General features: G+C 72.9%; 10 protein-coding genes. 5 read left to right on the top strand and 5 right to left on the bottom strand.

Going from position 1 to position 12,922, the window contains the following annotated elements; all coding sequences use genetic code 11:
• The first annotated feature begins 44 nt into the window (after window positions 1-44).
• The gene (gene valS / locus TK50_RS19580) at window positions 45-2,663 is read left to right on the top strand and encodes a valine--tRNA ligase (RefSeq protein WP_043965731.1); all 2,619 of its coding nucleotides are present in this window, start codon (window positions 45-47) and stop codon (window positions 2,661-2,663) included.
• A gap of 12 nt (window positions 2,664-2,675) precedes the next feature.
• Here the strand turns inward: valS and TK50_RS19575 are convergent, their stop codons facing one another.
• The 4 genes from TK50_RS19575 to TK50_RS19560 all read right to left on the bottom strand — a co-directional run bounded on the left by TK50_RS19575 (window position 2,676) and on the right by TK50_RS19560 (window position 6,769).
• Complete coding sequence (locus TK50_RS19575) at window positions 2,676-3,323, bottom strand: hypothetical protein (RefSeq protein WP_241774055.1); 648 nt, start codon at window positions 3,321-3,323, stop codon at window positions 2,676-2,678.
• Between the two features lie 125 nt (window positions 3,324-3,448).
• The gene (locus TK50_RS19570; RefSeq protein WP_043965727.1) at window positions 3,449-5,164 is read right to left on the bottom strand and encodes a CotH kinase family protein; all 1,716 of its coding nucleotides are present in this window, start codon (window positions 5,162-5,164) and stop codon (window positions 3,449-3,451) included.
• Window positions 5,164-5,841: a DUF4956 domain-containing protein gene (locus TK50_RS19565; protein WP_036373042.1), complete on the bottom strand. Its 678-nt coding sequence runs from the start codon at window positions 5,839-5,841 to the stop codon at window positions 5,164-5,166. Before TK50_RS19565 ends, TK50_RS19570 begins: the two co-directional genes overlap by 1 nt.
• Before the next feature lie 13 nt (window positions 5,842-5,854).
• On the bottom strand, window positions 5,855-6,769 hold the full coding sequence (locus tag TK50_RS19560) for a polyphosphate polymerase domain-containing protein (protein ID WP_043965723.1): 915 nt from the start codon (window positions 6,767-6,769) through the stop codon (window positions 5,855-5,857).
• A gap of 191 nt (window positions 6,770-6,960) precedes the next feature.
• Here TK50_RS19560 and TK50_RS19555 point away from each other — a divergent pair, with 191 nt between their 5' ends.
• The 4 genes from TK50_RS19555 (at window position 6,961) to galT (ending at window position 11,340) form a co-directional block, all read left to right on the top strand.
• Entirely contained in the window at window positions 6,961-7,557 is a 597-nt protein-coding gene (locus TK50_RS19555; protein ID WP_043965722.1) for a DM13 domain-containing protein, read from the top strand.
• Between the two features lie 97 nt (window positions 7,558-7,654).
• On the top strand, window positions 7,655-9,184 hold the full coding sequence (gene cysC, locus TK50_RS19550) for an adenylyl-sulfate kinase (protein ID WP_043965720.1): 1,530 nt from the start codon (window positions 7,655-7,657) through the stop codon (window positions 9,182-9,184).
• Window positions 9,185-9,388: 204 nt separating this feature from the next.
• Window positions 9,389-10,258 carry a DeoR/GlpR family DNA-binding transcription regulator gene (locus TK50_RS19545; protein WP_043965718.1) on the top strand — a complete coding sequence of 290 codons (870 nt, stop codon included), beginning with the start codon at window positions 9,389-9,391 and terminating at the stop codon, window positions 10,256-10,258.
• Window positions 10,255-11,340: a galactose-1-phosphate uridylyltransferase gene (galT, locus tag TK50_RS19540; protein ID WP_043965716.1), complete on the top strand. Its 1,086-nt coding sequence runs from the start codon at window positions 10,255-10,257 to the stop codon at window positions 11,338-11,340. Before TK50_RS19545 ends, galT begins: the two co-directional genes overlap by 4 nt.
• Window positions 11,341-11,637: 297 nt before the next feature.
• Here galT and TK50_RS19535 read toward each other — a convergent pair whose 3' ends face one another.
• Complete coding sequence (locus tag TK50_RS19535; RefSeq protein WP_043965715.1) at window positions 11,638-12,855, bottom strand: NADP-dependent isocitrate dehydrogenase; 1,218 nt, start codon at window positions 12,853-12,855, stop codon at window positions 11,638-11,640.
• Window positions 12,856-12,922 lie beyond the last annotated feature (67 nt).

Here is a 12,922-nt window from a genome sequence, read left to right as displayed (position 1 = left end):
GATAAGCCGTGGTCGCTGCGGTCCACGGTGCCTACCATCGACCGATGACTGAACCGGGCAGGTCGGCCCGCGCCGGTGTCCCCGAGCGTCCCACGCTCGACGGGATCGAGGACACCTGGGCGCGCCGCTGGCAGGACGACGGCACGTACGCGTTCGACCGCACGAAGACGCGGGCCGACGTGTACTCCATCGACACCCCGCCGCCGACCGTGTCGGGCGAGCTGCACATGGGGCACGTCTTCTCCTACACGCACACCGACACCGTCGCCCGGTTCCAGCGGATGCGCGGCCGGACGGTCTTCTACCCGATGGGCTGGGACGACAACGGCCTGCCCACCGAGCGCCGGGTGCAGAACGTCTACGGGGTGCGCTGCGACCCGACGCTGCCGTACGACCCGCACTGGCAGCCGCCCGCCGCGCCCGTGGACGACGCCGCCCGGAAGAACCCGACCCCGATCTCCCGGCGCAACTTCGTGGAGCTGTGCGGGACGCTGACCGTCGTCGACGAGCAGGCGTTCGAGGCGCTGTGGCGGCGGCTCGGGCTGAGCGTGGACTGGTCGCTGACGTACACGACGATCGGGCGGGCGGCCCGGGTCGCGTCGCAGCGGGCGTTCCTGCGCAACCTGGCCCGGGGCGAGGCGTACCAGGCGGAGGCCCCGACGCTGTGGGATGTCGGCTTCGCCACCGCCGTGGCGCAGGCGGAGCTGGAGGACCGGGAGCGGCCGGGGGCGTACCACCGGCTGCGGTTCGCCGGGCCGGGCGGGCGGGAGGTGCTGATCGACACCACCCGGCCGGAGCTGCTGCCGGCGTGCGTGGCGCTGGTCTGCCACCCCGACGACGAGCGCTACGCCGACCTGGTGGGCGCGGTCGTGCGTACCCCCGTGTTCGGGGTGGCGGTGCCGGTGCGCGCGCACCCGCTGGCGGACCCGGCCAAGGGCACGGGCGTCGCGATGGTGTGCACGTTCGGCGACCTGACCGACGTGACCTGGTGGCGGGAGCTTCAGCTCGACACGCGGGTGGTGATCGGCCGCGACGGCCGGCTGCTGCCGGAGCCGCCGGCCGGGGTGCCGGCGGGGCCGTACGCGGCGCTGGCCGGGCAGACCGTGGCCGGCGCCCGGCGGGCCGTGGTGGGGCTGCTCGCCGACGCGGGCGACCTGGTGGGCGAGCCGCGCCCGGTCGTGCACCCGGTGAAGTTCTACGAGAAGGGCGACCGGCCACTGGAGATCGTCTCGACCCGGCAGTGGTATCTGCGCAACGGGGGCCGCGACGCCGGCCTGCGCGCGGAGCTGCTGGCCCGGGGCGGGGAGCTGAACTGGGTGCCGGGGCACATGCGCAGCCGCTACGAGCACTGGGTGGGCGGGCTGACCGGTGACTGGCTGGTCAGCCGGCAGCGCTTCTTCGGGGTGCCGGTGCCGGTGTGGTACCGGCTCGACGACACTGGCGAGCCGGACTTCGCCCACCCTCTCACACCGGACGAGTCGGCGCTGCCGGTCGACCCGTCCGGCGAGCCGCCGCCCGGCTACGACGAGTCGCTGCGCGGATTGCCGGGCGGTTTCGTCGGCGACCCGGACGTGCTGGACACCTGGGCCACGTCGTCGCTGACCCCGCAGATCGTGGGCGGCTGGGAGACCGACCCGGACCTGTTCGGGCGGGTCTTCCCGATGGACCTGCGCCCGCAGGGGCAGGAGATCATCCGCACCTGGCTGTTCGCCACGGTGGCCCGCGCCCATCTCGAACACGGGGTGCTGCCCTGGCGGGACGCGGTGCTGTCCGGCTGGATCCTCGACCCGGACCGCAAGAAGATGGCCAAGTCCAAGGGGAACGTGGTCACCCCGATGGCGCTGCTCAAGCAGTACGGCTCCGACGCGGTCCGCTACTGGGCGGCCAGCGGCCGGCCGGGGATGGACCTGGCGTTCGACCCGGCGCAGATCCGGGTGGGCCGGCGGCTGGCCACCAAGCTGCTCAACGCGTCGCGGTTCGCCCTGGGGCTGGGCGCGGCGGACGCCCTGCGCGCCCCGTACGACAGCTCCAGCTCGGCGCGTCTGACTCCGCGCCGCGACCTGGAGCTGTCGGCGACACAGCCGCTGGACACCGCGATGCTCGCCGAGCTGTCCGGCGTGGTCGCCACCGCCACGTCGGCCTTCGACGCGTACGACCACACGGCCGCCCTGCAGGCGACCGAGTCCTTTTTCTGGCGGTTCTGCGACGACTACATCGAGCTGGTGAAGGAACGCGCCTACGGCACCGGGCCGGGGGCCGACTCGGCGCGGGCGGCGCTGGCCACCGCCCTGTCGGTGCAGCTGCGGCTGTTCGCCCCGGTGCTGCCGTTCGTCACCGAGGAGGTGTGGTCGTGGTGGCGCTACGGTTCGGTGCACCGCGCGCCGTGGCCCACCACGTACGAGGTGGACCGGGCGATCGGGGGCGCGGCCGACGCGGGGCTGCTGCGGCTGGCATCCGACGCGCTGGGCCAGGTGCGCCGCGCCAAGTCGGAGCGGAAGCAGTCGATGAAGGCGGAGGTGCCGCTGGCCGAGGCGCTCGGCCCGGCCGACCTGCTCGACCGGCTGACGCTGGTCGCCGACGACGTGCGGGCGGCGGGGCGGATCGGCCGGCTGGACCTGCTGCCGGGCCGCGCCCCGGAACTGGTGATCGCGTGCGCCGTGTAAGGAGGCCGCCGGTCACCAGCCGCGCAGCATGCGCACGCCGAGCAGGGCGGCGACCACGGCCGGCCCGAGCAGCAGGGTGACCGCCTGGAGCCGGTACGGCATCCGGTGCCGGGCCACCTCGACGGCGTTCCCGCCGACGAGCAGGCCGGCGGCCAGCACGAAGCCGCCCCACCAGTGCGTCTCCCCCGGGTCGACGAGGCGGTGCCGGATCAGCATCAGGGCCACGCCGACCCCCGCGCCGGCCAGGGCGAGCAGGGCGACCGTGCGGTGCAGCCCGCGCGCCAGCGGGTCGGTGGGCCGCCACAGGTAGGTGCCGACGCCCGCGAGGCAGGGCAGCATGACCAGGACGGGCCAGCCCTCGCCCATCGTGCCGGTCATCAGCAGCGCGCCGACCGTGAAGACCAGCAGGCCGACGCAGCCGACGACGTACCCGGCGAAGGCCCGGCCGCCACCGCGCGCCAGCAGCGCCCCGCCGGCCGCGCCGATCAGCGCGCCGGGGATCAGCACGAAGCCCGCCCACCAGTGGAACCGGCCGGCCGTCTGGGCGACCGAGGTGGTCGCCGCCACGGCCGCACCGGCGGCCGCCAGGCTGGTCACCCAGTGCCGGGTGTGCTTCGGGTACGTCCGCCGGGGCGTCGCCCGGCCCGTGTCGGCCACCATGCTCCCAGCCTGCCGGGCGGGGCGGGCGGGAGCCATCCGGCAGGCCCTACCTTCTCCGTTCCGGCGGCCGGGTGGGGAGCCGGCGCGGCGGGTCCGCCGTGCCGGCTCCCCCGGCTCTCCCAGGCTCAGCTCCGGGTGATCACCTCGTTGTTCTTGAGGCTCTCGGTGCGCTGCTGGACGAGGGTGCGCAGCCGCTCGGCGTCGGAGTCCACCGCCGCCGCGTCGACCCCGTCGACGGTCTTCAGCACACCGGTGATCGCGTCGAGCGCCCCGGTCGCCCGGCCGCTGGCGTAGACCTGCTGGTACAGCTCGCGGTACGCGTCCTCGTAGACCTCCTTGAACGCGTCACTGGCCAGGAACCGCTCCTTGAGCTTGTGGCCGGTCATCATGCCGCCGACGCGGCCCCGCTCGGCATTGCCGCCCTCCTGTTCCGTGGCCCCGCCGCCCGGCGGTTGCATGCCCTCGGGAAGGTCCATGCCCTCAGGGAGCTGCATACCCTCGGGAAGCTGCATCCCCTCGGGGAGCTGCATACCCTCCGGTGGCTGCATGCCGCCCCGCATGCCGAAGCCGCCGCTGTCGTGCGGGCCCTGGGAGGCGTTGCCGCTGAAGGTCAGGTTGTGGTCCCAGCTGATCACGCTGAACTTCTTCGTCTCCAGGTCGTACCAGAGGTAGTAGTTCTTTCCCGGCCCGGACATGTCGTCGAAGTTGAGCAGCAGGTTCTGCAGCGCGACGTAGCGGGCGAACGATTCCACGTCGACCCGGTCGGCGAGCTGCGCGTCGAACTCCTCGTCGCTGGCCGAGTTCACCCACTTGATCAGGTTGATCACGGGTTGCAGGTCCTGGCTGCCCTTCATCGTGATCTGCTTGAAGTCGTCGGTGTAGTCGGTCTGGTCGTCGCCCTGGTCGGTGAAGCTGCTGCTGGCCAGGGACTTGTAGAGCACGCCGGTGCCGCCCATCTGGTCGGCGAAGTTCTCGTCCGGGTGCTCGACCAGCAGCCGGGCCGCGGTGGGCCGGTCGTTGACCGTGAACGACGAGTACGCGTACCGCTGGGCGGCCTCGCCGGTGCTGTCGAGCAGGGACAGCGCCAGCGCCTCGTTGAGCACCGTGGAGCCACCGCCCATGCCGGCGACCCGGACGGCTACCTCGCGGTGCCCCTGGTAGCGGCGGCCGTCGACGAACTCGTCGAAGCTGATCAGCCAGGGCAGCGTCTCGGGCTCCTCGGCCTTCAGGCTGGTGCGGGTCATCCCGCCGCCGGGGAACCCGCCGCCGGCCTGCCGCTGGCCCGTCTGCTGGCCGGTCTGGCCGCCCTGCTGGCCGGTCTGGCCCGGCTGGCCGCCCTGCCGCTGGCCGGCGTCGGCGGGGCGCTCGCCGCCGCCGGGCATCCCGCCGGGCGGGCCACCGCCGTTCCCGCGCGGCCTGGACTCGCCCTTCCAGGTCAGGCTCTGCAGGGTCGAGTTGCCCTTGAGCCGGATGCCGACGCTGGGGAGGGTGGTGCCGTCGACGGTCAGGTCCGCCTCGACGTACCCCTTCTCCCCCTCCTTCCAGTAGGTCTCCAGCATCTGCTGGTAGTCCGTGTCCTTGAAGGTCAGCGAGATCGAGTGGGCGACGGTCGCGTCGAACAGGTCCGTCGTGCCGGCGATGTTCACGGTGACCGTGTCCGATCCGACGTCGCCGGCGCTGGTCACGTACGGGCGGATCCGCTCGGTGCCGAGCACCAGGGTGAGGACGGCGAGGAACGCCGCGCAGGTGGTGAGCAGCTTCCAGTTCTGGCGGACCCGGGCGGGCAGCCGGCGGCGCAGCGCCCGGGGCAGCGGGGACCTGGCCCGGGGTGGCTCGGCCATCACAGGTCCGTCTGGTCGTAGCCGGTGAGCACGGTCACCCGCTGGCCGGAGGTCCGCTCGCTGAGCGCCGAGATCAGGTCGCCCGGCTCGGTGCCCTTCTTGAGCCGGACGGTGTACATCAGCTCGGTGAGCGCGCCGGCCCGGATCGACTCCAGGCTGACCAGCTCGAACTCGGTGGTGTAGCGGACCAGCACGTCCTGGATCTCGGCGGTGTGGTTGCCGCCGGCCGGGAGCTGGACCTTGACCACCTGCCGCTGCACGTTCAGCGCGAACCAGTTGAACCGGTACATCACCACGATGATCAGGCTGATCGCGATGGCGGCGGCGATCGCCAGGGTGTAGAACCGGGTGCCGCAGGCCATCCCGACGCCCATCACCAGGAAGATGAACCCGACGTCCCGGGTCTCCTTGATGGCGTTGCGGAACCGTACCACCGACAGCGCCCCGACCAGGGCGAACGCCCGCGCGATGTTGGAGCCCACCACCAGCATGATCAGCGAGATCAGCATGCCGAGGATGATCAGCGTCTGCACGTACGACTGGCTGTAGGACACGTTGCGGTGGGTGGCCCGGTAGACCCAGCCGATCATGGCGCTGAGCAGGAACGACAGCGACAGCGCGATGGCGATGTCGCCCACGCTGAACGTGCCGGACAGGTCCTGGAACGTGATGTCCATCGGGGTTCGGGCCTCACTTCTCGAAGGTGGCCGCCGCCAGATCGGCGGCGGGGTCGGTGTCCTGGACGTGGAAGACCGAGCGCGGGGCGCGGCCGAACGCCTCGACGCTCTGGCAGTACTTGGAGACCCGCACCACCGAAAGCTCGGCGCGGGCGGCGAGATCGGTGAGCCAGTACGGCACCCGCTCGTTGGCCTTGATCTCGACGACGGAGAGCCGGGCCGGCACGATGAGCCGGTTCTCGGCGTCGGCACCGAGGTGGAAGTCGCGGTCCCGGCCCCGGACCCGGTGGTCGAGGGTGACCCGCAGGCCGAGGTCGGAGTCCTGGCCGACGAACGCCTCGCGGTGGTAGCCGGTCATCGCCACCGGCCGCAGGTCGAGCCCGGAGACGAGTTCGAGGACCTCCTCGACGAACCCCCGCTGGGACGGGTCGTGCTCGACCATCGCCCGCTCGTCGCAGAGCCGCCGGGCCTCCCGGTAGGGCAGGGCGATGCGGCGCTTCTGGGTGACCCGGTTGACCCGCTGCTTGATCTCGACGTACACGGTGGTGTCGTCGTCGATGGTGGACCGGTCGCCGTAGTGGCGCACGCGCAGCTTGCGGCGGAACCTGAGCCCCTCGATCTTCTCCCAGTAGAACCGCAGGTCGGCGGTGTCGTAGTAGACGCTCCACACGCCGTACCCGCTGTTGCCGCCGTTGCTGTCCGTGGCCAGCCGGGCGGCCAGCTCCCGCCGCAGCGCCGCCACCTTCGTGGTCTCCACGAGATACTTGATCTCGTACCGGTTGAAGGCGTGCAGCTTGCTCGGCGCGCGCAGCGCGTGCCCCGCGTGGTCCCGGCCGGTCGTCGGGGGCCCCGCTTCCGGAGCCGGATCGCCACGGTGGTCAGCAGCCGGGTCTGGGGGCCGGGCTCGGCGGTTGAACCGTAGACGCATGAACGCACTTCCTCCGGTCTGGATGGCACGGATCGGTCAGAGGGCAGCCAACCGGTCGGGCATGCGAACGGCGTATGAACGACCTGTGGATGGGCTATGGACGGCAGGTGACGGGCGGCCCGACGCGCCGGTAAGGCTTCCGTAACCGGCGCGACGGTGCCGCCGGGCGCGGGCCGGGCGAGACTGGACGCATGATCGCCCGCCTGCTGCACAAGCCGCTGACCTGGATCGCGGTCGCCGTGGTCGCCGCCGGGGCCGCCGCCGGCCTGGCCTGGTTCCAGCCCTGGAAGCTGGTCACCGACACCGAGGTCGACGAGACGCTGTCGGCCGTGGCGGCCACCACCGCCCCGGCCGCGTCGGGACCCGCCGGCACACCCGCGACCGGCCCCGGTTCCGCCAGCAGCCCGGCCGCCGCGCGCGCCCCGGCCGGGCCGACGCTGGTGAGCCGGGGCGACTTCGTCACCCACGAGCACGACACGTCGGGCAGCGCCCGGATCGTCCGGACCCCCGACGGGCGGCACCGCCTGGAACTCGTCGGGCTGGACACCAGCAACGGGCCGGACCTCCGGGTCTGGCTCACCGATCAGCCGGTACGCGAGGGGGTGGCCGGCTGGCGGGTCTTCGACGACGGTCGTCGGGTGGAGTTGGGCCGGCTGAAGGGCAACCGGGGCGACCAGGCGTACGACATCCCGGCGGGCACCGACCTGACCGCCCTGACCAGCGTCTCGATCTGGTGCAAGCGGTTCTCGGTCTCGTTCGGCGCGGCCCCGCTGCGGGCCGCCGCCTGATCCGTGGCGGGGATCAACCCCTAGTGATGGGAATGGCACTCTCGACCGATCGGCGACGGGCTGAGAAACTGTGAGCCGGCCAGAGAGTGGGGGTGCGATGAGCAACGGGTGGGTGCTGCCCGACGAGGTGCTTCGGGACGCGCCGGCGTACACGCCGCGGCCCGGGGAACTGGCCGATCTCGAGTTGCTGGTCTCCGGGGCGTACGCGCCCCTGACCGGCTTCATGACCCGGGCGGATCTGGCCTCGGTGAGCCGGCGGGGCCGGCTCGCGGACGGGGCGCCGTGGCAGGTGCCGGTGGCCCTCCAGGTGCCGGCGGCGGTCGCCGACGGTCTGGATCCGGCCGATCCGGCCCGCCGGGTGCTGGTGCTGTCCGACGGCGAGGGCGCCCCGGTGGCCTCGCTGGAGGTGACCGATGTGTGGTCGGCCCGCGAGGGCGTCGCCGGGGTGGGCGGCACGGTGCGCCGGCTCGGCGACGGCGGCCACGGCCCGTTCCAGCGGCTGCGCCGCAGCCCGGAGGAGATCCGGGCGCTGCTGCCCCCGGGCCGGGTGCTGGGGGTGCTCGCCGACCGCCCGCTGCACCGCCCGCAGCTCGCGCAGATCGCCCACGCGGCCCGCACGCTGGGCGCGCACCTGCTGGTGATGATCCCGGTCGGCGAGGGGCCGATCAACGGGCTGCCCTCCGAGTCGCTGGTGCGGGCGGTCTTCGCCGCCCGGGACCGGATGCCCCCGGCGACCCTGGTCGCGGTGCCGCTGGCCCGCCGCCGGGACGAGATCAGCGACGCCCTGCTCCAGGCCCGGGTCGCCGCCGCGTACGGGGTGACCCACCTGCTCTCCACCGGCGAGATGCTCTCCGGCGCGGGGCTGCGGGTGCTGGTGCCGCGCGAGCTGGCCTACGACAACCGGGACGGGCAGTGGCGCTGGCGGGAGGACATCCCGCCGCGGAATCGGCGGCTGGCGCTCAGCCAGGCGGAGATCGACGACCTGCTCGACCGGGGCTTCCCGCTGCCGGAGTGGCACACCCCGCCGGCCGTGGCGAAGGAACTGGTGCGGGCCCGGCCGCCCCGGCGGCACCGGGGGCTCGTGGTGTTCCTCACCGGGTTCTCCGGCTCCGGCAAGTCGACCATCGCCCGGGGCCTGGCGGACGTGCTGCGCGAGGGCGGCGACCGCACGGTGACCCTGCTCGACGGCGATGTGGTGCGCCGGGAGCTGTCCGCCGGGCTGACCTTCAGCAAGGCCGACCGGGACCTGAACGTCCGGCGGATCGGCTGGGTGGCGGCCGAGATCGCCCGGCACCGGGGGGTCGGCATCTGCTGCCCGATCGCCCCGTACGCGGCGGCGCGGACCACGGCCCGCGAGATGGCGCACGCGGCCGGGGCCGGTTTCGTGCTGGTGCACGTGGCGACCCCGATCGAGGTGTGCGAGCAGCGTGACCGCAAGGGCCTGTACGCCCGCGCCCGGGCCGGCCTGCTCACGGGCATGACGGGCATCGACGACCCGTACGAGGTCCCCACGGACGCCGACGTCGTGGTCGACACCACCGGGATGTCGATCGACGAGGCGGTGCAGGCGGTGATGCACCACCTGACCGAGACCGGCTGGGTGGAGCCGCGCCTCCAGTCCACCTGACCCGCCGCCTCCCGACCCGTCGCCGCCGCCCGGTCCTCCTCTCCGTCGAGGGGGCCGGGCGGCGGTGCGTGCGCCGGGCACGTGTCGGTGCCCACCGCCCCCTACGGCTCCGCTTCCGCAACGGCCACCCGCCGCGCTAGTGTTCACCTTTGTTGGAACGCGTGCGACCACGTGAGAAGTGGGCGCGGGAACCGGAGGTGCGGAATGCTGGCGCGGCAACGGCAGGCGGCCATCCTGGAGCGCGTCCGGGCCACCGGCGGCGTCCGGGTGACCGAGCTGGCCGCCGAGTTCGGCGTCTCCGACATGACGATCCGGCGCGACCTGGACACGCTGCACGAGCAGGGCGTGCTGGCCAAGGTGCACGGCGGCGCCACCACGACCGGCCCCGGCTCCACCCACGAGCCGGGCTTCCACGCGAAGTCGGTGCGCCAGCTGCCGGAGAAGGCGGCCATCGCCGCCCGCGCCGCCGAGCTGGTGCGTCCCGGCGCGGCGGTCGCCCTTTCCGCCGGCACCACCACGGCCGAGCTGGCCCGCCGGCTGGTCGACGTGCCGGGGCTGACCGTGGTGACCAATTCTCTGCCGGTCGCCGAGATCCTGCACGCCGGGGACCGCACCGACCAGACCGTGGTGCTCACCGGCGGGGTGCGGACGCCGTCCGACGCGCTGGTCGGGCCCCTCGCGGTCGCGGCGATCCGGTCGCTGCACCTGGACCTGCTCTTCCTCGGCGTGCACGGGATCAGCGAGCGGGCCGGCTTCACCACCCCCAACCTGATGGAGGCCGAGACCGACCGGGCCCTGGTGGCCGCCGCCGACCGGCTGGTCGTGCTCGCGGACCACACCAAGTGGGGCACCGTCGGCATCTCCTCGATCGTCGAGCTGTCCGCCGCCGACGTGCTGGTCACCGACGACCGGCTCGACCCGCAGGCCCGACAGGTGCTCGACGAGCGGGTCGGCGAGCTGGTCCTGGTCGCGGGGGCGGGGACGACGAGCAGATCGGCACCGGGTCGGACGCCGGCCCCGGATCGTGGCCCCGGCCGCGTGGCCGCGCCGACGAGGGAGGGAACGGCGGAGTGAAGCGTACGACGATCGAGCTGGCCGACGGCCGGGAGCTGATCTACTTCGACGAGCGGGACGACGCGGTCCGCGACCAGCCGGACCGGCGCGAGCTTCCGCCGCCGCCGCCCGCGTCCCAGCTGCGGTACGACCCGCTCACCGACGAGTGGGTGGCGGTCGCCGTGCACCGGCAGAGCCGGATCTTCCTCCCCCCGGCCGACCAGTGCCCGCTCTGCCCGTCCCGGGGCGACCGGCTCAGTGAGATCCCGGCCCCGGACTACGACGTGGCCGTCTTCGAGAACCGGTTCCCGTCGCTGAGCCAGCGGATCGCCGAGGAGCCGGCGGAGATCACCCCGTTCACCCCGGTCCGGCCGGGGCAGGGGCGGTGCGAGGTGGTCTGCTTCACCGACGACCACCACGCCTCGTTCGCCGGCCTGCCGCCGGCCCGGGTGCGTACTGTGCTCGACGCCCTCGCCGACCGGACGGCGGCGCTGGCCGAGCTGCCCGGGGTGGAGCAGATCTTCTGCTTCGAGAACCGGGGCGTGGAGATCGGGGTGACCCTGCACCACCCGCACGGCCAGATCTACGCTTACCCGTTCGTCACGCCGCGCACCCGGGCGATGCTCGGCGCGGCCCGCCGCCACGCCGAGTGCACCGGAGGCGGCAACCTCTACGCCGACGTGCTCGCCGCCGAGCGCGCCGCCGGCACGCGCGTGGTGGCGGCCAACGAGCACTGGACGGCGTACGTGCCGGCGGCGGCCCGGTGGCCGTTCGAGGTGCACGTCGCGCCGCACCGGCCGGTGCCGGACATCCCCGCCCTGACCGACGCCGAGCGGGACGCGTTCGGCCCGCTCTACCTGGACCTGCTGCGCCGCTTCGACGCCCTGTTCGACATGCCGATGCCGTACATCGCGGCCTGGCACCAGGCGCCGGTGCGGATCGACCGCGAGCTGGGGCACCTGCACCTGCAGCTGTTCAGCATCCGGCGGGCGACGGACAAGCTGAAGTATCTGGCCGGCTCGGAGTCGGGCATGGGGGTGTTCATCAACGACATCGCCCCGGAGCGCGCCGCCGCCCTGCTGAGAGGAGGGGCCCCTGCTTGACGCTTCCGGTAGTGCAGGGCCCACTTGTCAGGGGCTCGGGGCAGCGCAACAGGGCGCGGGGGGCCCGGGACGGGCCCCCCGCAGGGAAGGGACGGCTGGCTGTGTGCGACAGCCGGGGAGGCTGGCTCATCGGCACTCGTGCCGCGCGGCGACCGCGGTCAACCTCCCTGGACGCGACTGGCACCACGTCCATCCTGCACAACGAGCCACCTCACCCGGGGTGACGGCGCGACGGCCGGGGACGCGGCGAAGCCCGCCGGCGCGTGGCCGGCGGGCTTCGGCGGTACGGCGGTGCGATCAGGCGGCGAGCCGACGCGCCAGGTTCTCGTCCAGCGCGTTCATGAACTCGTCGGTGGTCAGCCACGGGGCGTCGCGCGAGATCAGCAGCGCGAGGTCCTTGGTCATCTGGCCACCCTCGACGGTGTCGATGATGACCTGCTCCAGCGTGTTGGCGAACTCGGTGACGGCCGGGGTGCCGTCCAGCTTGCCCCGGTGGGCCAGGCCCCGGGTCCAGGCGTAGATCGAGGCGATCGGGTTGGTCGAGGTCTTCTCGCCCTTCTGGTACTGCCGGTAGTGCCGGGTCACCGTGCCGTGCGCGGCCTCCGCCTCGACGGTGCGGCCGTCCGGGGTCATCAGGACCGAGGTCATCAGGCCCAGCGAGCCGAAGCCCTGCGCCACGGTGTCGGACTGCACGTCACCGTCGTAGTTCTTGCAGGCCCAGACGAAGCCGCCCTCCCACTTGAGCGCGGCAGCCACCATGTCGTCGATGAGCCGGTGCTCGTAGGTGATGCCGGCGGCCTCGAACTCGGCCTTGAACTCGTTCTCGAACACCTCGGCGAAGATGTCCTTGAACCGGCCGTCGTACGCCTTGAGGATGGTGTTCTTCGTCGACAGGTAGACCGGGTAGCCGCGGTCCAGGCCGTAGCGCATGGAGGCGCGGGCGAAGTCGCGGATCGAGTCGTCGAAGTTGTACATGCCCATGGTGACGCCGCCGCCGGGGAAGTTGGCGACCTCCATCTCGACCGGGGCGGAGCCGTCGGCCGGGGTGTAGGTGATGGTCACCGTGCCCGGGCCGGGGACGACGAAGTCGGTGGCCTTGTACTGGTCGCCGTGGGCGTGCCGGCCGATGATGATCGGCTTGGTCCAGCCCGGGACGAGACGCGGCACGTTCGACATGATGATCGGCTCGCGGAAGACGACGCCGCCGAGGATGTTGCGGATGGTGCCGTTCGGCGACCGCCACATCTTCTTGAGGCCGAACTCCTCCACCCGGGCCTCGTCCGGGGTGATGGTGGCGCACTTGACGCCGACGCCGTGCTCCTTGATCGCGTTGGCGGCGTCGATGGTGACCTGGTCGTCGGTGGAGTCGCGGTACTGGATCGAGAGGTCGTAGTAGTGCAGGTCGACGTCGAGGTAGGGCAGGATCAGCTGCTCCCGGATCTGCTTCCAGATGATCCGGGTCATCTCGTCGCCGTCGAGCTCAACGACCGGGTTGTTTACCTTGATCTTCGCCATCGACCGGCGCTCCTCTCGGGGGACACGTGCTCAACAGTACGAGCGTACTGGAAACCGGCTCGCAGTC

It is taken from the genome of Micromonospora haikouensis (genome assembly GCF_000876225.1).
Taxonomy (GTDB): Bacteria; Actinomycetota; Actinomycetes; order Mycobacteriales; family Micromonosporaceae; genus Micromonospora; species Micromonospora haikouensis.
Note: the sequence above shows the minus strand (reverse complement) of the source record. Positions and strands in the feature narration are given on the sequence as shown.

Coding starts and splice junctions, on each gene's coding strand:
- valS (WP_043965731.1), top strand. CDS start 45: ATGACTGAACCGGGCAGGTCGGCCCGCGCCGGTGTCCCCGAGCGTCCC.
- TK50_RS19575 (WP_241774055.1), bottom strand. CDS start 3,323: ATGGTGGCCGACACGGGCCGGGCGACGCCCCGGCGGACGTACCCGAAG.
- TK50_RS19570 (WP_043965727.1), bottom strand. CDS start 5,164: ATGGCCGAGCCACCCCGGGCCAGGTCCCCGCTGCCCCGGGCGCTGCGC.
- TK50_RS19565 (WP_036373042.1), bottom strand. CDS start 5,841: ATGGACATCACGTTCCAGGACCTGTCCGGCACGTTCAGCGTGGGCGAC.
- TK50_RS19560 (WP_043965723.1), bottom strand. CDS start 6,769: ATGCGTCTACGGTTCAACCGCCGAGCCCGGCCCCCAGACCCGGCTGCT.
- TK50_RS19555 (WP_043965722.1), top strand. CDS start 6,961: ATGATCGCCCGCCTGCTGCACAAGCCGCTGACCTGGATCGCGGTCGCC.
- cysC (WP_043965720.1), top strand. CDS start 7,655: ATGAGCAACGGGTGGGTGCTGCCCGACGAGGTGCTTCGGGACGCGCCG.
- TK50_RS19545 (WP_043965718.1), top strand. CDS start 9,389: ATGCTGGCGCGGCAACGGCAGGCGGCCATCCTGGAGCGCGTCCGGGCC.
- TK50_RS19535 (WP_043965715.1), bottom strand. CDS start 12,855: ATGGCGAAGATCAAGGTAAACAACCCGGTCGTTGAGCTCGACGGCGAC.